Source organism: Nereida sp. (assembly GCF_965655635.1).
Lineage (GTDB): Bacteria > Pseudomonadota > Alphaproteobacteria > Rhodobacterales > Rhodobacteraceae > Nereida.
This window is the reverse complement of record NZ_CBFHHE010000005.1, coordinates 33,677-55,182: the sequence shown is the minus strand read 5'-3', so window position 1 is coordinate 55,182 and position 21,506 is coordinate 33,677. Positions and strand designations below refer to the sequence as shown.

The following is a 21,506-nucleotide window of genomic DNA, read 5'->3' as shown; positions in this document are numbered from 1 at the left end:
TCGGGCGGGACCAATCGCGGTCCCGCCCCTTTTTATTTACGATACTGACGGCCGTTGAGGACCTTAATAGATGAAGCATAAAACGTTCTTTTGGTTTTTCCTGCCGACAGCATTAGCGATGCTTTTGTTTATCGCGTTTCCAATTATCTCAGTTGTGATCCAATCTTTGTTTACGCCTCATGAGGCGGTCCTTTTGACCGTTGAGAATTGTGGCCCCTTTGGCTGTACGACTGAAACATCAATCGACCAAGAGGCGACCGCCGCCCTAAAATTAGCCGAGCCTTTGGGCCGGTTTGCGGGCCTCTCTATTTATCTTGATCGTGGACACCTTGCAGTGAATGAAGTGGCTGCCTTGTGGTCTGGGCGCGAAAGCATTGGTGGCTTTTTCGACGGGCTGAAGAACCTGCCATTCTACCGCGCTATGTACTTCACGCTTACCTATACATTTGTTGTGACGCCGCTTTTGATCGTTCTTGGCTTTGCCATCGCGGTTGGGGTTAACTCGCTGCACCGCCATCTTAAGGGCCTTGTGATTTTCTTTTCACTACTGCCAATGATTGTGACGCCGTTGATTGGCTCACTCATTCTGTTTTGGATGATCGACAGCCGCGGCGTGCTTGGTAGCGCGATCCAATTCCTTGCCGATGATCCAGACCTGTCATTGAAGGCCAACACAGCACTCACATGGATCACTCTGATGGTTTATGGTGTCTGGCACTCAGCACCATTTGCCTTCGTTGTCTTCTACGCAGGCCTGCAAACATTGCCCCAAGATACATTGGAATCCGCTATGATTGATGGTGCGAGCCGCTGGCAGCAAATCCGCTACGTTGTGATCCCGCATTTGATGCCGCTTGTGACGTTCGTGGCCTTGATCCAATTGATGGATAACTTCCGCGTCTTTGAACCGATTGTGGGCTTTAACGCCGAAGCGCACGCGACTTCGCTTAGTTGGATCATCTACAACGACTTGGGTGGTGAGACGCGCTTGCTGTCCTCTGCTGCTGCAACGTCAGTACTTACGATTATCGGCGTCGCAATTTTGTTGTCACCTGTATTGGTCCGCACTTGGCGCGACTTCAACGCCAAGACTTAAGGAAAGGGATCAAATATGAGCTCGAAAGCGACACAACAGCCCCTCGGCCTTCGCATCGCTATTTATGCCTTTATCGGTATCTGGTTGATGATGGCGGCGTTCCCATTTCTTTGGACGCTTTGGGGGTCATTCAAAGTTGAATTGGACTTCTTCTCAATCACCAATTGGAAAGATGCGTTGTTTGGTCCGCGCACAGAAGCCACATATGGCAGCTCGCTTACTGGCGCGGGCTATGAAGGTGCGTGGATACAAGAAGAGTTCTGGCGCGCTGTTTTGAACACGTTCATCGTGTGCTTTTTCGTGGTCTGCACATCGCTGACCATCGGGACGCTTGGTGGTTACGCGCTTTCGCGGTCAGGCTTTAAGTACACGTTTTGGTTGCTGATCATTGCGCTGATTTTCCGCGCTATGCCGCCCATCACGTTGGTGTCAGGGTATCTGCTTCCGTTTTTTGAATGGAACCTCTGGGGAATCCTACCCACATCAATCATTGTGTTGGTCGCTATTAACCAGCCGTTCACATTATGGATGCTTCATAGCTTTTTCCAGAAAATTCCGAAGGAACTGGACGAAAGTGCTAAGGTGGATGGCTGTACCCAGTTTCAAGCCTTCCGCCATGTGATCATCCCCGTGATGTGGCCGGGTGTTATTACAACGGGTCTGTTTAGCTTCCTGCTGGCCTACAATGACTTTGCGGTTACTGCGATGTTGCTGAGCAAAGAGAACCAGACAATGGTGCCGAAAATCGCCTCGTTCCTGGGGACCACCCAGACCGAAGGAAACGTGATGTTCGCTGTTGCAGCTGTTGTTTCAGCCACGGTACCGCTGTTCATCTTAGTGATGTTCTTCCAGCGTCAGATCGTGAGCGGCCTGACAGCGGGTGCCGTAAAGGGCTAATCTCGTATCCAGTAAAGCTCATGAAGACAGCAAAAGCAGGTTGGTTCATCCGGCCTGCTTTTTTGTTGGTGTGTGGGGGAGGTGGGCGATGTCTTGCAGAGCATTGTCGCGTTCTATCTCTTACTGTCTTCGTCCTGTCCAAGATGTCACGCGCGCAGCAAAAAGGCGGTCCCATAAAAGGCCGCCTAAGGTTTTTTGTTAGTAAGAGTGTTTGAAGCTACAGCCCCCTTAGCGCTTGTCGTAGTAAAGCCCGACAACATGCTCTGCTTGTGCAAAAAACAACCAGCGCGCAACGATGACACCGGCCACGTGCGCCAACACCGCGACCAGTGCGAGAGCGTGATTAAAGGGCAAAAGCAAAAGCAACATAGGTGTGAACAACAGCACAACCGAGATGATTTGTAGCTTCACAGCATGTTTGCGCCCCACGATGTGGATCATTTCTTTCATAAGATAGTTGCTGCCTGTGTGGGGCGGTTCGAACTGGCGGACAGACCCGATGTTGCCCAGCTGTGTAGCCGACGCGATTGTACTGCCCGCGGCGCTAAAGCGGTCATCGGCGGTCAAGAAAATGAAAAGCTGCAAGAGGGCCGCGGCAGGCAAAAACCAAACAGCCAGGCTGACTTGTCCAGCAAGCAGTGCACCGCCTGAAACAGCGTAAGCGATGAACATGACTGAGGTGGTAGGATGGTTCCAACGGGGCACGGTCTTGAGCTGTGCATAGATCATGGACGTGCCGTAAACGGTTGCCAACGCAAGCGCTGATCCAACGTAGCCAAGCAAAGGAATGCGCATGTTCAAAAAGACTAACGCCGCTCCGTAAATGCCCATGACAAGCAGTGTCGCCACCGCAAGGCATCCCTCGCGTGAGAGCCAGCTTGTGCGCCACTGGCTGAAGGACTTGAGAATGTTCTTCGGGTTCCCGAGATGGAATGTCGAAGAGATGATCCCACCAACGGCAAGAAGATAGGCAATAGCGAACCAGATGAACGCCGAAAGACCCGTGGGGGATGGCATGCCCAGCCCCAAGAAAATCATCAGCCCAAAGCCCAAGCCGGAAAGGACTGTGAATAGAATAATGGATGGTGCTGGATGCATCAGAGTTTCTCCAGTGCTTTATCGAGCCAGCCCAGAATACCTTTGGCATCTGGCGCAACAGGCTCAAGAAGGGGTGCGAGGATGTCGATATCACCGGTGTTGGTATAGTCATCCTTCAATCGAGGAGGCAGGTATTTGTTAACAGGTTTGGTGCCTTGCTCTGGCATCAAATCAACGCCGCCACGTTCAGCCACAAGCTTTGAGACGTCTGAGTTCTCGTCACCTAAATCGCCAAAGTGACGGGCACCCGCAGGACAGGTCCGAACGCAGGCGGGCTGGCGGTCCTCTTCGGGCAGGTTTTCATTGTAAATCCGGTCAACGCAGAGGGTACATTTTTTCATGACGCCTTCTTGTTGGTCCAACTCCCGCGCTCCGTAGGGGCAGGCCCAAGCGCACAGACCACAACCGATACAGTCAGCTTCATTTACCAGAACAATACCGTCTTCAACACGCTTGTAGCTGGCACCTGTCGGGCAGACGGTGACACACGGTGCGTCGTCACAATGCAGGCATGATTTGGGGAAGTGGATCAGTTGGGCAGGGCCTGCCTCGGGCTGTACTTCGTAGCTGTGAACACGGTTCAGAAACGTACCTGATGGGTTGGCGCCGTACGCATCCTGATCGGACAGGGGGGCGCCGTAGTTTTCGGTGTTCCAGCCTTTGCAGGACACCACGCAGGCGTGGCAGCCAACGCAGGTATCGAGGTCAATGACCAATCCCAGTTTCTTTTTCGTATGGGTTGGCAGAGTTGTCATGCGAGCCCCCTCAGAGTTGTGTGTGATATATAGGTGATGGGTTCTTCTTTGCTGGCATCCCATGTGGCAACGAACCAGATGAAAGACCCAACCATTACTGCGATGGCGGCAGCAACGCCTAAGAGTGTCAGTTTTACAGGGCTCATTTTCCCAGCTTCCATGCAAGGTCTTTGGGGCCTTTGCCGACAGGCGATTTTTGCGGCGCAAAATTAGGTAGGGTTTGCCCCGCAACATCTGATTTTTCGATGCGCACTTTAAGATCGAACCACGCGGCCTGACCGGTGATCGGATCAGAGTTTGCCCAACGCATACCGTCACCGTTTGCGGGCAGCAGTTCGTGGATGAGATGGTTCAGCAAAAAGCCTTTGGTCGTTTCTGGTGCGTTCTCTTCAAGGGCCCACGCGCCCTTACGCTTACCAATCGCGTTCCATGTCCAAACGGTGTTGTCATTGAGCGCAGCCATGTGTGCTACTGGAACAACGATCTCGCCGTGGGGAGACACAACCTTGGCCCAATCGCCTTCTTCAAAACCGTTCTCTTCCCATATTTTGGTCGGAACATAGAGAGGGTTGTGGCCATGGATTTGGCGCAACCACGCGTTCTGGCTGCCCCACGAGTGATACATTGCCATAGGACGCTGTGTCAGCGCCGTGACAGGGTATTGGTCCGCAAGGTTCTCAGGCTCGTTGGAATACCAGATCGGAAGCGGGTCGAGAGTGTGTTTGATACGCTCGCGCAGGTGCTCTGGTGGTTGGCGCTCTCCGTGGCCTTCGGCAGCCAGTTGGAATTTACGCATCGGCTCCACATAAAGCTGGAAGATATAGGGCTGGACTGCATCAAAGAAGCCCATCTTCACGGCCCAATCTTGGTAGCCCATGTTGAACGGTTTGTAGTAGGCTGCGTCCTCTGGGACGTGCTCCATCCAAAAGCCGCCGTTTTCGATATAGGCATCAAGCTGTGCTTCGTTTACTTCGCCGCGGCCACCTTGCAGACCGTCTTCGCCTACGCGCCAGCCCGCCAGTGGGCCAACACCGGGACGGCGGATGTGATTGGTGATGTAGTCGGCGTAGTCTTCGTATTTTTGGCTGCCGTCTTCATTCACGAAACCGGCCAATCCAAGACGTGCGCCAAGATCACAAAGGGCTGACTGGAAACCCTTTACGTCGCGGTCAGGCTCAACAACTGGCCAGCGAATAGCGTCTGCCACGGCGTCGGCTTCACAGATTGGCCGGTCCAAAAGCGAGATGCAATCGTGGCGCTCAAGATAGGTCGTATCGGGCAGGATCAGATCGGAATAAGCGACCATCTCGGATGAGTACGCATCAGAATAGATGATGTTCGGAATGACGTAATTGCCGTCCTCATCTTTATCCGTGAGCATCTCAATGACACCGGATGTGTTCATGGATGAGTTCCAAGACATGTTCGCCATATACATAAATAGCGTATCAATCTTGTAAGGATCGCCCGCATGGGCATTGGAAATTACCATGTGCATCATGCCGTGCGAGGACATGGGGTTTTCCCATGTAAACGCTTTATCGATACGTGCGGCAGTGCCGTCTTCGCGCAAGCAAAGGTCATCTGGCCCATGGGTGAAGCCCAAGTGTGGCCCGTCAAGTGCAGCACCCGGAGTGACTTTGCAGTGCGGTTTGGGGTGCGCTGTTGCTGGCTTGGGGTAGGGCGGTTTGAACCGCATGCCGCCCGGCGTTTCAACAGAGCCGAGCATAATTTGCAAAACGTGTAGTGCGCGGCAGGTTTGAAAGCCGTTGGCATGTGCTGAAATTCCGCGCATCGAGTGGAACGAAACGGGCCGCCCCACCATTTTATCATGCTTCTTGCCGCGGAAATCTGTCCAAGGACGATCTAGCTCAATCGCTTGGTTAAACGCGACATCAGCTAATTCGGCGGCAAGTTTGCGGATGCGTTTTGCTGAAATACCGCACCGCTCTGCGACTGCTTCGGGGGTGTATTCCTCGGACATGTACCGCTCGATCATGTGGTGGAATACGGTGCGGTGTGTGACACCTGCCTTGCGGTGTGTGCCAGCAAGATCGGGATAAACGCCCTGGCCATCAAAAGGTGCAAGCTTGCCAGTATTGCGGTCGATGACCAACGCTTTGCCGTCTTTGTCTTTCAGGAACAGACCTTCTTCGGCGCTACCGTTGGTTTCATCCAAAAGAACCGGCGCGTTTGTGAATTGTGAAAGATAATCAAGGTCAATTTTACCCGCTTTGATCAAGCAGTGCAGCATCGACAGGATGAACAAGCCATCTGTGCCCGGTGTGATGCCGACCCACTCATCTGCAACGGCGTTATACCCTGAGCGGATTGGATTGACGCCAACAACTTTGGCGCCGCGGGCTTTGATTTTGCCCAGACCCATCTTGATTGGATTGCTGTCATGGTCTTCGGCAACACCGAAAATCATCAGCATTTTGGTGTGGTCCCAATCTGGTTGCCCAAACTCCCAAAAAGCACCGCCCATAGTGTAAATACCGGCTGCAGCCATATTGACCGAGCAGAAGCCACCGTGGGCTGCGTAGTTTGGCGTGCCGAAACCTTGGGCCCAAAGCGACGTGAAACTCTGTGATTGGTCACGGCCCGTAAAGAACGCCAGTTTTGAAGGGTCTTCGTCGCGGATAGGCTTTAGCTTGGACACTGCAATGTCATAGGCCTCTTCCCATGTGATTTCTTCAAACTCACCAGAGCCACGCTCGCCGACCCGTTTCATGGGCGCGCGCAGACGTGAAGGCGCGTTGACCTGCATAATACCGGCCGAGCCCTTGGCGCAGAGCACACCTTGGTTTACAGGGTGGTCTTTGTTGCCTTCGATATAGGCAACTTTGCCTTCCTTCATGTGCACATTGATGCCGCAACGGCAGGCGCACATATAGCAGGTGGTTTTACGGACTTCGTCGCTAACTTTCGGGGACGTGTCCACGACTGGCTGATTAAATCCCATAATTCCTCCTCAGGGTCGGTTTTGGATGTACAGCGCGGTGCTGCGGTCCATGGGTCATTTGTTGGCGGCGGTTACAATTGCGGCAAGGGCAGCGGATGCCATGCGCGCGGCAGGTGGATCGGCACGAGAGGTCAGCAAGATAGGAACAGCCGCCCCCATCACGATGCCCGCAGCACACCCACCGGCCATGTAAACGGCAGATTTGAAGATGGCGTTTCCTGAAACAATGTCAGGGACGATGATCGCGTCGGCTTGGCCCGCGACCGGATCATCCATCAGTTTTTTGGCCGCAACGGCTTCAGGCGACAGGATAAGATCCATGGCCAGTGGTCCGGAGAAATCAGCATTCGTGATCTCGCCTTTCGCCCATGTGGCAAGCTCGGAGGCATCAACGGATGAAGGGACGGAGGGGATCACGCTTTCAGTAGCGCTTAAAAACGCAACTTTGGGACGATCAGTGCCGAGTAAATGCAACAGGCGCACCACTTCGCGTGTGGCGTCTTGGCGAGTTTCCATGTTGGGGCTGACGTTTACGGCGGCATCCGAGATGGTCAGCGCACCGCCGTTTGGGTGACCGATGTGGAAAATATGAACCAATCGCTTGCCCGCGCGCAGGCCAGCATCGCGGTTCAGGGCGGATTTCATGAAAACATCGGTATGCAGGTGCCCCTTCATCAAAACATCCGCGCGGCCCTCGCCACAGGCAAATGCTGCAGCCTTTCCTGATGCTTCTTCGCCCTCCGCCTCAATCAATTCAAACGCAGAGATGTCCCAATTCAGCTTATCCGCTTCGGCTTCGATCAAAGCGCGCTCGCCCGTAAACACAGGCTCCATGATGCCAGCTTGTGTGGCGTCGCGGGCGGCTTCCATCGGCAGTGCTGCACCGGCGCGGGCAATGGCGACGCGCGGTGTGGGGGCGGCTTGGGCTTGGCGCAGTAACTCTGGTGGGCAAACGACAGAGTTTGTGCTCAGAAAATTGTTTGTCTTTGCCATAGCGCGTTTGTTCCCGTTGCTCCGCATGGTCGAAGGCATCTGTGCATGCACAAATCTTTTCCATGTCTTTTCACCTCAAAACCCGCCTCAGTTTCCTGAGGCGGGTAATGTTTAGCGATGCGGCGGTGTGCTTATTCAGCAGCCATATCAGATGCTGAGACGCCCGCTACTGCGACCGGCTTTTTCATCGCGTCGCGACGGAAAGGCTCGCCCAGTTCTTGGTTCAGCATGACTTCGATCAATGTCGTAACACCGTCTTCCATCTGCGCTTTGATCGCTGTGTTTAGCACATCTGTGAGTTCTTCCATTGTGCGCGCTGCAACACCTTTGAGGCCACATGCGTTGGCGATGCCCGCATACGAAACTTCGGTGTCCAGCTCAGTGCCGACGAAGTTATCGTCGAACCACAAGGTTGAGTTGCGCTTTTCAGCACCCCACTGGTAGTTGCGGAACACGATCTGCGTAACTGCAGGCCAGTCGCCGCGGCCGATAGCAGTCAATTCGTTCACTGCGATACCGAACGCGCCGTCACCTGCAAAACCAACGACCGGAACATCTGGTTGGCCGATTTTCGCACCAACGATTGCAGGCAAACCGTATCCACATGGGCCGAACAGGCCAGGTGCAAGGTACTTACGGCCTTCGTCGAAGTCTGGGTAGGCGTTACCGATTGCACAGTTGTTGCCGATGTCTGAAGAGATAATTGCTTCGCGTGGCAGAGCGGCTTGGATAGCACGCCACGCCATACGAGGGGACATCCAGTCAGGCTTTGCATCACGTGCGCGCTGGTTCCAAGTTGTGCCTGGATCGTCGTCTTCGTGATCCATGGAGGCCAGTTGCTGTGCCCACGCTGATTTCGTCTGCGCAATTGTTGCTTTGCGCTCTTCGCGGCCTGCGTCGCCTGCAGATGCGTCCAGCTGGCCCAAGATACCTTTTGCAACTTTGGCTGCGTCACCGACGATGCCCACAGTTACTTTCTTGGTCAAACCAATGCGATCTGGGTTGATGTCGACCTGAATGATTTTCGCGTCTGCTGGCCAGTAATCAATGCCGTAACCAGGGAGTGTGGAGAACGGGTTCAGGCGTGTGCCGAGGCACAAAACAACGTCGGCTTCGGAAATCAGTTCCATGCCTGCTTTTGAGCCGTTGTAGCCCAATGGACCTGCAAACAATGGGTGCGAGCCTGGGAATGCATCGTTGTGCTGGTAGCCTACACAAACTGGTGCGTCGAGACGTTCAGCCAATGCAATAGACGCATCGATGCCGCCTTTTGACAGAACAACGCCAGCACCATTCAGGATAACTGGGTTTTTCGCGTTTGAGATAATCTCAGCGGCTTTTGCAACTGATGTCTCGCCGCCTGGTGAGACTTCAAAATCGATTGGCTCAGGGATTTCGATGTCAACAATCTGTGTCCAGTAGTCACGCGGGATGTTGATCTGTGCAGGGCCTGAAAGACGCTTTGCTTTTGAGATGACGCGAGCAAGTACTTCGGCAACGCGGCTCGGGTCGCGTACTTCTTCTTGGTAAGCAACCATGTCTTCGAACAGCTTCATCTGCTCAACTTCTTGGAAACCACCTTGGCCGATTGTTTTGTTCGCTGCCTGCGGTGTAACCAAAAGCAATGGTGTGTGGTTCCAATACGCGGTTTTCACAGCCGTCACGAAGTTCGTGATGCCTGGGCCGTTCTGCGCAATCATCATGGAGACTTCACCAGTGACGCGTGTGTAGCCGTCAGACATGAAGCCTGCGCTGCCTTCGTGCGCACAGTCCCAGAATTTGATGCCAGATTTAGGGAACAAATCTGAGATGGGCATCATGGCTGAACCGATGATGCCAAATGCGTGGCGGATGCCGTGCGATTGCAGCGTTTTGACGAACGCTTCTTCCGTAGTCATTTTCATGAGGCAGTCTCCTTTTAATTTGAGGGCAACATACTCGGATTCGTGAACCTCTGAGTAGGTCCAGTTTTGTGCTCAATTAAGTCCAGTCAGATTGCCGCGGCCAGTATTTCAATGCCTTTTGCGATCCGTTCCTCGGGAATTGACGAATACGCGAGACGATAATGACAAACGCGGTCCTCTTTTTGCAAAAAGAACGGACCACCGGGTTCAATCAAAACGCCTTGGGGCTTTAGTGCGCGGGCTAATTCCATTGTATTGTGCCTGTTTTCAGCTTTCATCCAAATGCTAGATCCGCCAAACGCACCGCGACCGGAAACAGTTAAGCCATTATGATCAATCGCTTTTTCCATTTCCATGCGGCGGCGATAAAATGCCTTGGACATACGTTTGATCAGTGCGTCGTAGTGTCCGAGGGACAAAAAGTACGCAGCAGTGCGTTGAATTTGCCCCGGGGGGTGACGCAGAACCGATGCGCGCAGCTTGCGAGCCTGTTTGATAAAGGGCGCGGGGCCGACCATGTAGCCAAGCCGCAAACCTGGCGCCAGCGATTTTGAGAATGAGCCGATATAGATTACCCGTCCGTCCTGATCGAGTGACTTCAGCGCAGGAGAGGGAGCCTTCAGAAATGACATCTCAAATTCGTAGTCGTCTTCTACGATCAAAAAGTCCTCTGATGCGGCGCGATTAAGCAGTTCTGTTTTACGTTCAAGCGGCATTGAGGCTGTGGTGGGGCATTGATGTGAGGGGGTGCAAAAAACCACATCAATGTCTTTGGGAAGTAAATCTGGCGGCAGCCCGTCTTCATCCACTGGGATGTGGTGAAGGTTGCACCTGCTCTGCATCAGGATGTCCCGCAGGCCCGGATAGCAGGGCTCTTCCATCACCGCGTTGCGACGCTGTGTTAGTAGCAGTTGTGCGGACAGCCATAGCGCGTTTTGAGCACCCATTGTGACCAGAATTTCATCTGGGCGCGCTTTGATACCCCTGCGGGGCAGGGTGTGACGTGCGATGAATTCGATCAATTTTGGATCGTCTTGATCAACGTAATCTGTTGTTAATGCGTCAAAATCGCGCTTACCGAGTGCTTGTAATGCGCACAGCCGCCAGTTGGCGCGATCAAATAGCGTAGGGTCCGCTTGTCCGTAGATGAATGGGTATTGGTAGCGTTGCCAGTCGGCAGGCTTGGCCAATTGAGGCACGTCGCTGTTGCGGTGCGCCAAGACGCGTGACCATTCGACCGCGTCGTTTGTGGGTCTAAGTGATGGCATCTCTGGTGGTTGCGGCGCATTTTCCGAGACGTAATATCCGGACCTGCCGCGCGCGACGATATAATCGTCAGCCAGCAAGTCGGTATAGGCAAGGGTCACCGTAATTCGGCTGACACCTAGATGCGTGGCGAGTTTGCGTGAAGAGGGTAGCTTCTCACCTGGTTTAAAGCGCCCAGACAGAATGCCTTCGGCGACCATCTGCTGGATTTGTGCCTTAAGCGTGCCTTGTGTGGTACTGTTCAGAAAAAATGTTTCGACGGGCAATGCCATGTAATCTGGCCTTATCGCAGGAATTATCTGGCGTTATTTTAGGACCAAGAGGTGTTCTGGGCAACCGTAGTCAAACGTGCGCTCTAAATTTGCGGATTAGTGCGGAGCGCGCCGGATGGGCATGCTCGGCCGCCAGCGAAATCAAAGTTATAGATATGGCCAGTTTGCGAAATAATGAGACACTTAAGCGGAGAACTGGACTGATTGTCAGAGCGGCACAGCCTGCGCCGCTCTGATGATGTGTGATTTAGGCAGTTGCCCGTGTAATTGCCGCGTCGACTGCGTTCGTGATGTTGTCGATATCGTCCTTTGTCGCGATCAGCGCAGGTGAGAAGCAAAGCGTGTTGTTCTTGCCTGGAAGTGATCTGTTCGTTGCGCCAATGATCACGCCTTGTTGCATACAGTCACCAACGATTGCCTGAGTGATTTTCTCGTTTGCAGGTTCACGGGTTGTGCGATCAGCAACCAACTCACAGCCAAGGAAAAGACCTTTGCCGCGCACTTGGCCGATGATCGGATGCTTGTCCGCAAGCGCATGCAAGTTGTCGAGCATGTACTCACCCATTGCCGTCGTATTCTCAAGAAGGTTCTCATCCTCAATGATACGCATATTTTCCAACGCCGCTGCGGGACCAGCTGTGCAACCACCAAATGTTGAGATATCGCGGAAATAGCTCATTGGATCAGACGGGTCATCTTTGAACATATCAAAGACTTCTTCAGTTGTGACAAGGCATGAGATCGCGGCATAGCCGGAAGCAACACCTTTCGCCATCGTGACCATGTCAGGCTTGATCCCATAGTGTTGATACCCAAACCATGTGCCCGTGCGGCCTACGCCACAAACAACTTCGTCGATATGAAGTAGAATGTCATATTTCGTGCAGATCTCTTGAACCCGCTCCCAGTAGCCATCGGGGGGGGTGATGACGCCGCCGCCTGCTGTCAGTGGCTCAAGGCAGAGCGCACCAACAGTTTCTGGACCTTCGCGCAAGATGACTTCTTCGATCTGATTTGCAGCCCATTCACCGTAATTTTCCGCAGGCGCGCCATCTTGCTCGTGCTTTCGGTATTCAAGGCAGTGCGGCACGCGCACAAACCCGGGCGTAAATGGCCCGTATTGTGCAGCGCGTTCATCCTGACCAGTTGCCGACAGCGCAGTGATCGTCGTGCCATGGTAATCGCGGTCGCGATACAAAATCTTATGCTTCTTGCCGCCGTACCGTTTGGCTGCAATTTGACGTACAAGTTTGAATGCTTTTTCGTTCGCTTCAGAGCCTGAGTTTGCGTAGTAGCAGCGCGTCATTCCAGGCATTTTGCTTAGCAATTTTTCTGCAAACAAAGCGCCAGGAATTGAGCCTGCTGAACCGGCGAAATAGTTGAGCTTTACAAGCTGGTCACGAACGACGTCTGCAATGCTTTCACGGCCGTATCCAACGTTAACGGTCCAAACGCCGCCTGACACTGCATCAAGGTGCTCTTTGCCATTTTGGTCCCACACCAGCATGCCTTTTCCCTCGACAATAATCCGGGGTTCACCGGTCTCAAAGGGTTTGTGCTGAATCAGGTGGTGCCAGACGTGCTTACGGTCTGCGTCGACTACAGCACTGATATCATTCGAAGAAAAGTTACCGTCCATGAGCCGGACCTCGCGTTAAATTGCAGAACATACACAAGCATTGCCCGAAATTTAGACTTTGCAAATAGGGCCAGTTTGGTACCACATTTATAGCCAGTTGGTTGTGGTTTGTCGCGTTCTAAACAACCTCAAATTTACCAAATTTTCGGAAAGCTTCAAAAAATTATGTAGTTTCAATTCCTTGCTGCGCCTGCAAACGCGCTCAAAATTTTAGCATCTGCAGCGATAATGTCGCTTTTGTGCTCTCGAGCTGCCAACTTTAGGGTTTCTTAAATTCAATATGTATGTTTGCTTTATCGCGATTGCTCTGTGGGCCAACCACGGCATCCGCGTTATCAACGCGTCAGAGCCTCAAATGTGAGGTTCCAAGTAAGACGCTCAACATAAGAGCCAAAATGAACATGGGAGTTCAAAATATGACACTTAAGTCCAAATTGATGGGTGCTGTCGCTGGCGTAGCTATGCTGACAGGTGCGCAAGCTGCTGTCGCTGCTGGCCACGAAGAAATTACAGTTGCTTACTTCCTAGAGTGGCCGATGCCATTCCAGTTTGCCAAAGTAGAAGGCATGTATGAAGAAGCACTCGGCAAGAAAATTAACTGGGTCTCTTTTGATACAGGCACCGCAATGTCAGCTGCTATGGCATCCGGCGACGTGCAGATTTCCGTAAGCCAAGGTATCCCACCGTTTGTTGTGGCCGCTTCTGCCGGTCAAGACATCCAAGTTGTTGACGTGGCTGTGAGCTACTCAGAAAACGACAACTGCGTTGTGGCATCCGGCCTTGAGATCGACAAAACATCTGCAGCTGAGCTTGCTGGCAAAAAAGTTGCCGTGCCACTTGGTACCGCTGCGCACTACGGCTTCCTGAGCCAAATGAACCACTTCGGTGTGGACCCAGCCGGCATGGAAGTTGTTGACATGGCGCCCGCTGAAGGTGCTGCTGCACTTGCTCAAGGCTCAATCGATATGGCCTGTGGTTGGGGCGGCGCGCTTCGTCGCATGAAAGAGCACGGTAACGTGTTGCTGACAGGCGCGGAAAAAGAAGCACTCGGTATTCTTGTTTTTGACGCGACAACTGCACCAGCAGCGTTCATCGCAGAAGAAAGCGACACACTTGCAGCGTTCCTGAAAGTCACAGCAGATGCGAATGCAATGTGGGCAGACAGCGCGAACCACGCCAAAATGCTTCCAGTGATTGCAAAAGACGCAGGTATGTCTGAAGACGATACAGCTTCAACACTGTCAACATTCAACTTCCCAACAGTGGATCAGCAGCTTTCAGCAGCATGGTTGGGCGGCAATGCGCAAAACTTCATGAAGGGTGTTGCGGATGTTTTCGTAAACGCGGGCTCAATCCCATCCGCACTCGAAAGCTATGACGCGACAGTGAACACTGCTGGCCTCAAGGCAGTGATGAACTAAACACTTCACGACCTTGGGCAGCGCGATTTTTTTGCCGCGCTGCCCGTTTTTGAGACGTACATTTTCAACGAAAACATCCAACAAATGATCGGAGAGGCGCAATGAATGGCCTTGAGATAGATAATATATCTATGCGCTTCGAGCTGCCTAACGGTGGCGCAGTGCAAGCTTTGAAAGACGTCAGCCTTGACCTGAAAAAGGGTGAGCTGCTGAGCGTTTTGGGGCCTTCGGGCTGTGGTAAAACAACCCTTTTGAACATCGTAGCAGGGTTCCTTGCGCCGACGGGCGGCGAAATTCGCCTTAACGGTGGTACGGTTTCTGGTCCGTCTGCTGACCGTGGTATGGTATTTCAGCAAGGTGCTTTGTTCGAGTGGATGTCTGTGCGCGACAACGTTGGTTTTGGTCCCCGGATGAAGGGCATGCCTACGGCTGAAAAGCGCGAAAAAGTTGATCATTTGTTGGATGTCGTCGGCCTTCAAGATTTTAAGGAAAAGGCAGTTTACGAATTGTCAGGCGGTATGCAGCAGCGCGTTTCGCTTGCACGCTGTCTGTGCAACGAACCTGATGTCATCTTGATGGATGAGCCGCTCGGCGCGCTTGATGCACTTACCCGCGAAAAAATGCAGGGGCTGGTTCTGAAGCTTTGGAAAGAGACCGGTAAGACGATTATCCTGATCACGCACTCTGTTGAAGAAGCGCTTTTGCTGGGTGAACGTCTGCTAGTTATGGCGCCGCGCCCGGGGCGTATTCATAAAGAATACCGTTTGCCGTTTGCGGAACTGGGTGTTGGCGCGGACCTTCGCGAAGTCAAAAAGCATCCTGACTATGCGAAAACACGTGAAGAAATTCTGACAATGATCTGGGACATGGAAGAAGAAATCATGGGCCGCAGTGAGGAGAGCGCGTAATGGGACAGATTGTGTCTGATCTGGGCGGCGAACTGTTCGTTCTGTTTGTATCTATCGCGCAAGCGCTTCCTGCACTTGTTGGCTATATCGCGATTATCTTGCTGGCGATGACTGTTTGGCGGTTCATTCGCCGTCAAATGACACCCAAGGCCGATTATACATCACTCAAAACCGTTACTTTTGGTGACGAAAGCGCAGTGGTATCGGACAAGGCCGCGTCGTTCATCTCAATCGCGCTGATCTTTGTGATTTGGGGCGCTTTCACAGGCTCCAACTGGTTGCCCGGTATGTTCCACGCACCTGGCCCGTTCGTTGGGGACAGAAGCTTTGTCTACACAGTCGAAGATGCCAACGGAAACCAAGATGAGGCGACTGTTTTCGTTGCTGTCTTTGAAAAAGGCGCAGAAGTTCCAAGCCAGGATGTGTCGGCGGGCACTGGTTTTGCTAAGGACGACTTTTTGGCTGTTCAGGCGTATCGTTCGAAGCTGATCCTTTGGGACAAGAACGACGAAACAAACCGCTCTGAAGGGGCGAAAATCGTTTCAGTGGATGGCCGCGCAATTAGCAAGGACAACGCCGTTGATGTGGGCTTTGGCCGTGTTGCGTTGACAGACAAGGGCACGTTGAACTTTGAACCAGGCAAAGGCTGGCAGATGGAAAACATCTGGCTTCCAGCACCTGACTCTGTGGCGTCACGCCTTGTGTCTGTCTGGGCTGAGGGATATCAAAACGTTACCTTGGCTGAGCATCTGTCGTTCTCTCTTTTCCGTGTGATCGTCGGTTTTTTCCTTGGTGCGTTGGTTGGTATTCCGCTTGGATACGCGATGGGTTTGTCGGACTGGTTCCGTGGTTGGTTTGACCCAATTGTCGAATTCATGCGTCCCGTGCCACCTTTGGCGCTGATCCCACTGGTTATTATCTGGGCGGGCATTGGCGAGCAGGGCAAAATCATTCTGCTTTTCTTGGCGGCTCTTTGGATTATGGCGATCGGCGCACGGTCTGGTGTGTCTGGTGTGAAAATCTCCAAGGTACACGCGGCTTACTCTTTGGGTGCGTCCAAGGTTCAGATTTTGCGTCACGTGATCATTCCAAATTCACTGCCGGAGATCTTCACCGCAGCACGGGTTGCGATGGGGGTTTGCTGGGGCACAGTGGTTGCAGCAGAGTTGGTCGCGGCTGAAAAGGGCGTGGGCAAAATGATTGTGGCCGCTTCTAAATTCCAAGACACTGACATCGTTTTGATGGGGATCATCCTGATCGGCGTCATTGGTTTTGGCATCGACGTTCTGATGCGGTTGGCTGAAAAATGGTTGGTTCCTTGGAAGGGTAAAGGTTGATCTGTAAAAGGAGGCTTTCTTGGAAGCTGACTATGTAATTATCGGATCCGGCTCAGCCGGGTCCGCGATTGCGGCCCGTCTCGGTGAGGCGGGCTGCGATGTTTTGGTTCTTGAGGCAGGCGGTTCCGATTGGGGCCCACTTATCAACATGCCCGGTGCGTTATCGTTTCCGCTTAATATGAAGCAATACACGTGGCTTTATGAGACAGAGCCAGAGCCGCATTTAGGCGGTCGCAAAATCATTGCCCCGCGCGGCAAAGTGACGGGCGGTTCTTCCTCGATTAACGGAATGATTTATGTCCGTGGCCATGCAATGGACTACGATGGCTGGGTTGAGGCTGGCGCAGACGGCTGGGGCTACGCCGATGTGCTGCCTTACTTTCAGCGCATGGAGAACTGGAACGGCGGGCCCTCAGATTTCCGAGGCGGGGATGGGCCGTTGCACGTCAGTAAAATGCCCCAAGAGAACCCGCTCTATCACGCATTTGTCGAGGCTGGCGCGCAAGCCGGTTTTGAAGTGACAGAAGACTACAACGGTACGAAGCAAGAAGGTTTTGGGGCGTTCGACGCCACAATCCACAAAGGCTCGCGTTGGTCCGCGGCAAAGGCGTATTTGAAGCCTGCATTGGCTAAGGGCAAAGTGCGGCTGAAGAAATGCGAGGCCTACAAGCTGCGCTTTGACGGTAAGCGTTGCGTCGGCGTGGAAACATCAAAGGGTTTTGTGAAGGCGCACAAAGAGGTGATCGTAAGCGCATCAGCTTTCAATTCCCCCAAACTTTTGATGCTGTCAGGCATCGGGCCAGCAGCACACCTCCAAGAGCACGGCATTGAGGTGATCGCGGACAGGCCGGGGGTCGGACAGCACCTTCAAGATCATCTTGAACTCTACATTCAGCAAGCCTGTACTCAACCGATCACGCTGTTCAAACATTGGACGTTATGGGGCAAATTTAAAGTTGGCTTGGAGTGGGTTTTGAACCGCTCGGGGGCGGGGGCCAGTAACGGCTTTGAAAGCTGCGCGTTTGTACGTTCAAAAGCGGGTGTGAAGTACCCTGACATTCAATATCACTTTTTGCCGATTGCCGTGAAATACAATGGTGAGGCCGCCGCCGAAGGGCACGGCTGGCAGGCTCATGTGGGGCCAATGCGTTCAAAATCGCGTGGCCAAGTGACGCTGCAATCTGCGGATCCGGCAGCTGAGCCTAAGATCTTGTTCAACTACATGAGCCACCCAGATGATTGGAAGGACTTCCGCCACTGCATTCGTCTAACACGTGAAATCTTTGGTCAGGCGGCTTTTGATCCATATCGCGGTAAAGAAATCCAGCCCGGTGCTGACGTTCAAACGGACGCAGAGCTTGATGCATTTATCGCCGAGCACGTTGAAAGCGCATATCATCCATGTGGCACCTGCAAGATGGGCCGGACGGATGACCCAATGGCTGTCGTTGATCCTGAATGTCGCGTTATTGGCGTTGAGGGGCTGCGGGTCGCGGACAGCTCGATTTTCCCGAAAGTGACCAATGGCAATCTCAACGCGCCATCAATTATGACAGGCGAGAAAGCGGCTGACCATATTTTGGGCCGTGCGCCATTGCCACCCAGCAATCTTGAGCCGTGGATCAATCCCAACTGGGAAACCTCTGATCGCTAGACGCCCGCGCGGTTGTTTGGCATCAAGAGGGAGAGCGATGTGCGCCCACGAGGTGAACTTCAGATGACGCGACACACTATTTTGCTGACGGGCGGGCTTGGCTATATTGGCTCGCATACGGCTGTCGCACTGGTTGAGGCGGGTTACCAAGTGGTGATCCTCGACAATCGGTCAAATTCTGAGCGATCCGTGTTTGATGCACTTGGCAGGTTGGTGGGGCACAATCATCTGACTTTTGTCGAGGGCGATGTCACGGATGCGGCGACACTCGAGCGGGTATTTTCAGATCACGTATTCTTTGGTGTGGTACATTTTGCTGCCCTCAAATCTGTGGCTGAGAGCGAGGCGCAGCCGCTGGCATATCTGGAAACAAATATCGGTGGCCTTTTGACGCTGCTGCACGCGATGGAGAAGGCCGAGGCTTTCAATCTGGGTTTCTCATCATCCGCAACGGTTTACGGCGATCAGGAGATTTTCCCCATCCCTGAAACAGCCGAACGTTCTGCCGTCAACACATATGGATTTACCAAGCTTAGCTCCGAGCAAATGCTTGAGCGCGTTGGCAGCAACGATGATCGGTGGTCGTTTGGAGTGTTGCGCTATTTTAATCCAATCGGTGCCCACGAAAGTGCCGCGATCGGTGAGCGACCCAACGGCATACCTGCTAATTTGCTCCCCTACATTGATCGCGTGGCCACCGGCAGTCTGCCCGAACTAGTTGTGTACGGTGATGATTACCCCACCCCTGATGGCGCCGGCGTGCGCGACTACATCCACGTCATGGATTTGGCCGAAGGGCACGTGCGCTCGCTCGATGCGATTGAAGCCACTGGCCAAGGGCACACCGTCAACATTGGGACTGGGCAGGGGTATTCCGTTCTTGAGGTTATCCGTGCCTATGAAGCGGTGTTCGGTATCAAGATACCCTACCGTGTTGCGCCGCGCCGCGCAGGGGACGTTGCTGTCTATTTGGCGAATGCAACTTTGGCCCATGAGGTGCTGGGGTTCGAGACCAAGCGCGATCTGTTTGATATGTGCCGATCAAACTGGGCGTGGATACAGAAAGACGCGTAACGGCGTCAAAAAGCGACGAGGAATTTAGGGCTACGCTGCGTTTTGTAAAGGGTACATATGCAACTGCCCCTATACAAATGGCTCACAACACTCTAGTGGCGCACTCAACCAAGCGAATCGTTGATCATATCGTCCCCCGTATATCCTTCAGGGGCCAACGACCTTATTGAAAGACCCTGACGTGAAAAAAACCATCGCTGACGCTCTGGCCGCCAAAGGCTACGACAAACTTACTCCGGTCCAAGAGGCGGTCTCTGATCCTTCTCTTACTGGTGCTGACATGCTGGTTTCAGCGCAGACAGGATCGGGCAAAACGGTTGGCTTCGGGCTGGCGATTGCGCCAACGCTTTTGGGTGAGGGTGATGGTTTTGAGCGGGCAAGCACCCCTCTGGCGTTGATCATTGCACCAACTCGCGAACTTGCGATGCAGGTAAAGCGCGAACTGGCGTGGCTCTATGGCCCAGCTGGTGCGGTGATGGCGTCTTGCGTTGGTGGGATGGACATGCGCGACGAACGTCGTGCGCTTGACCGTGGTGCACATATTGTCGTGGCAACACCGGGCCGTCTGCGTGATCACATCATGCGTGGTTCGATCGATCTCAGCCAGACACGTGCGGTTGTTCTGGATGAAGCCGATGAAATGCTTGATCTGGGCTTTCGGGAAGACCTTGAATTTATTTTGGGCGAGGCGCCTGATGAGCGGCAAACGTTGCTGTTCTCTGCCACTGTGCCAAAGGCCATCGCGAACCTTGCGAAAAGCTACCAAAAAGATGCGGTGCGGGTTTCGACCAAAGCTGAAACATCGCAACACGCTGACATTGAATATCATGCAATGGCTGTATCGCCTCGCGATGGTGAGAACGCCATTATCAACGTGCTGCGGTACTATGAAGCGCCAAACGCGATTGTTTTCTGCAATACGCGCGCGATGGTAAACCGCATCACAACACGCCTGTCGAACCGTGGTTTTTCAGTTGTGGCGTTGTCTGGTGAGCTGTCCCAGAACGAGCGGACACACGCGCTGCAAGCCATGCGCGACGGTCGTGCGCGGGTTTGTGTCGCAACAGATGTTGCTGCGCGCGGCATTGATTTGCCGAACCTTGATCTTGTTGTGCACGCTGAATTGCCGGGTAGCCACGAGACGATGTTGCACCGTTCTGGCCGTACGGGCCGTGCGGGTCGTAAAGGTGTGTCTGCGCTGATCGTTACGCCAAAAGTGCGCAAAAAAGCCGAACGTATTCTTGGTATGGCAAAGGTTCAGGCAGTCTGGGGCCAAGCGCCTTCTGCTGATGCCGTGAACGCCCGTGATGACGAACGGATGTTGGCGGATCCTGCATGGTCTGAAGCAATCGCTGAAGGTGAGATGGATGCTGTAACAGGTCTTGCTGCCCAATTCACACCCGAGCAATTGGCCGCTGCTTATTTGCGTCTGTATAAAGCCAACCGCTCTGCACCAGAAGAGTTGGGAGCGGCCGACGCTGCACCAAAGCCGCGCGAAGAATTTGGCGCCAGCACATGGTTCTCCGTGGCAGGTGGCCGCAAGGGTGGTGCTGAGCCGCGTCGCTTGCTGCCTATGCTCTGTAAAGCTGGTGGTCTTGGTAAAGATGACATCGGTGCAATCCGAATTCAGCAAGACGAGAGCTATGTTCAAATTCGTGATGAATCCGTCGAGCGCTTTTTGGCCGAGATTGGTTATGACATGAATGTGGAAGGCGCCAAGCTAACGAAGCTGGATCGGGCACCGAACCTTGGTACATCTGGTCCACGCGGCGGCGGTGCGCCGCGCGGTGGCAAGCCTTCTTACAAAGGGTCCAAACCCAAGGGTGATTGGCATCCTGCTGGTCCAAAAGGCGAGGGCAAAGGAGCTGCGCGCCGCGAGGATGCGCCACGCAAACCGCGCACAAAGAAACCCCGCAGTGATGAGCAAGCCGCAGCACCCTATCGTGTGCCACGCGAAAATCTGACTGAAACCCACGAAGGTGCGGTTAAGCCGCGTAGCCCCAAAGGTGCAGGAAAACCAATCGGAAAGCCGGGTGGAAAACCTTCTGGCAAGCCATACGGTAAATCTGGTCCCAAAGGCCCACCGCCCCCTAAAGGCAAATCGAACAGCAAAAAGAACCAAGCGCGCAATGCTGCCGCAAAAGCCGAAGGTGGGCCGCGTAAGCCGCGCACCAAGTCGAATGGTCCAAAGCGTTAGATTGGGATATTTACCCATCATGGGATTACG

At 53.5% G+C, this 21,506-nt stretch carries 15 protein-coding genes; 8 read left to right on the top strand and 7 right to left on the bottom strand.

Features of this window, described 5'->3' with window-relative positions:
- Positions 1-70: 70 nt before the first annotated feature.
- Positions 71-1,096: a carbohydrate ABC transporter permease gene (locus tag ACTF5M_RS02785; RefSeq protein WP_438959573.1), complete on the top strand. Its 1,026-nt coding sequence runs from the start codon at positions 71-73 to the stop codon at positions 1,094-1,096.
- Positions 1,097-1,111: 15 nt separating this feature from the next.
- Positions 1,112-1,993 carry a carbohydrate ABC transporter permease gene (locus tag ACTF5M_RS02780; protein ID WP_391483129.1) on the top strand — a complete coding sequence of 294 codons (882 nt, stop codon included), beginning with the start codon at positions 1,112-1,114 and terminating at the stop codon, positions 1,991-1,993.
- 228 nt (positions 1,994-2,221) lie between these two features.
- On the opposite strand, the gene ACTF5M_RS02775 is transcribed toward ACTF5M_RS02780, so the two are convergent.
- From ACTF5M_RS02775 to ACTF5M_RS02745, 7 genes are all read right to left on the bottom strand, one after another.
- On the bottom strand, positions 2,222-3,091 hold the full coding sequence (locus ACTF5M_RS02775) for a dimethyl sulfoxide reductase anchor subunit family protein (protein WP_438959572.1): 870 nt from the start codon (positions 3,089-3,091) through the stop codon (positions 2,222-2,224).
- Positions 3,091-3,846: a 4Fe-4S dicluster domain-containing protein gene (locus ACTF5M_RS02770; RefSeq protein WP_438959571.1), complete on the bottom strand. Its 756-nt coding sequence runs from the start codon at positions 3,844-3,846 to the stop codon at positions 3,091-3,093. The genes ACTF5M_RS02775 and ACTF5M_RS02770 overlap by 1 nt, the downstream gene beginning before the upstream one ends.
- Before the next feature lie 142 nt (positions 3,847-3,988).
- The gene (locus ACTF5M_RS02765; RefSeq protein WP_438959570.1) at positions 3,989-6,811 is read right to left on the bottom strand and encodes a molybdopterin oxidoreductase family protein; all 2,823 of its coding nucleotides are present in this window, start codon (positions 6,809-6,811) and stop codon (positions 3,989-3,991) included.
- A gap of 54 nt (positions 6,812-6,865) precedes the next feature.
- Complete coding sequence (locus tag ACTF5M_RS02760; RefSeq protein WP_438959569.1) at positions 6,866-7,804, bottom strand: phosphate acyltransferase; 939 nt, start codon at positions 7,802-7,804, stop codon at positions 6,866-6,868.
- 131 nt (positions 7,805-7,935) lie between these two features.
- Positions 7,936-9,708, bottom strand: a complete 1,773-nt coding sequence (gene xsc / locus ACTF5M_RS02755) for a sulfoacetaldehyde acetyltransferase (RefSeq protein ID WP_438959568.1) — start codon at positions 9,706-9,708, stop codon at positions 7,936-7,938.
- A gap of 86 nt (positions 9,709-9,794) precedes the next feature.
- Entirely contained in the window at positions 9,795-11,246 is a 1,452-nt protein-coding gene (locus tag ACTF5M_RS02750) for a PLP-dependent aminotransferase family protein (protein ID WP_438959567.1), read from the bottom strand.
- Between the two features lie 247 nt (positions 11,247-11,493).
- Positions 11,494-12,885, bottom strand: a complete 1,392-nt coding sequence (locus ACTF5M_RS02745) for an aminotransferase family protein (protein ID WP_438959566.1) — start codon at positions 12,883-12,885, stop codon at positions 11,494-11,496.
- 416 nt (positions 12,886-13,301) lie between these two features.
- Between ACTF5M_RS02745 and ACTF5M_RS02740 the strand changes: the two genes are divergently transcribed.
- The 6 genes from ACTF5M_RS02740 to ACTF5M_RS02715 all read left to right on the top strand — a co-directional run bounded on the left by ACTF5M_RS02740 (position 13,302) and on the right by ACTF5M_RS02715 (position 21,476).
- Positions 13,302-14,306: a taurine ABC transporter substrate-binding protein gene (locus ACTF5M_RS02740; protein ID WP_438959565.1), complete on the top strand. Its 1,005-nt coding sequence runs from the start codon at positions 13,302-13,304 to the stop codon at positions 14,304-14,306.
- A gap of 101 nt (positions 14,307-14,407) precedes the next feature.
- Positions 14,408-15,214, top strand: a complete 807-nt coding sequence (locus ACTF5M_RS02735) for an ABC transporter ATP-binding protein (RefSeq protein WP_438959564.1) — start codon at positions 14,408-14,410, stop codon at positions 15,212-15,214.
- A 107-nt stretch (positions 15,215-15,321) separates the two neighbouring features.
- On the top strand, positions 15,322-16,551 hold the full coding sequence (locus tag ACTF5M_RS02730; RefSeq protein WP_438959614.1) for an ABC transporter permease: 1,230 nt from the start codon (positions 15,322-15,324) through the stop codon (positions 16,549-16,551).
- 19 nt (positions 16,552-16,570) lie between these two features.
- Positions 16,571-18,205, top strand: coding sequence for a choline dehydrogenase (gene betA / locus ACTF5M_RS02725; protein WP_438959563.1), 1,635 nt, complete (start codon positions 16,571-16,573; stop codon positions 18,203-18,205).
- Positions 18,206-18,268: 63 nt separating this feature from the next.
- The gene (galE, locus tag ACTF5M_RS02720; protein WP_438959562.1) at positions 18,269-19,279 is read left to right on the top strand and encodes a UDP-glucose 4-epimerase GalE; all 1,011 of its coding nucleotides are present in this window, start codon (positions 18,269-18,271) and stop codon (positions 19,277-19,279) included.
- Between the two features lie 181 nt (positions 19,280-19,460).
- Entirely contained in the window at positions 19,461-21,476 is a 2,016-nt protein-coding gene (locus ACTF5M_RS02715) for a DEAD/DEAH box helicase (RefSeq protein WP_438959561.1), read from the top strand.
- Positions 21,477-21,506 lie beyond the last annotated feature (30 nt).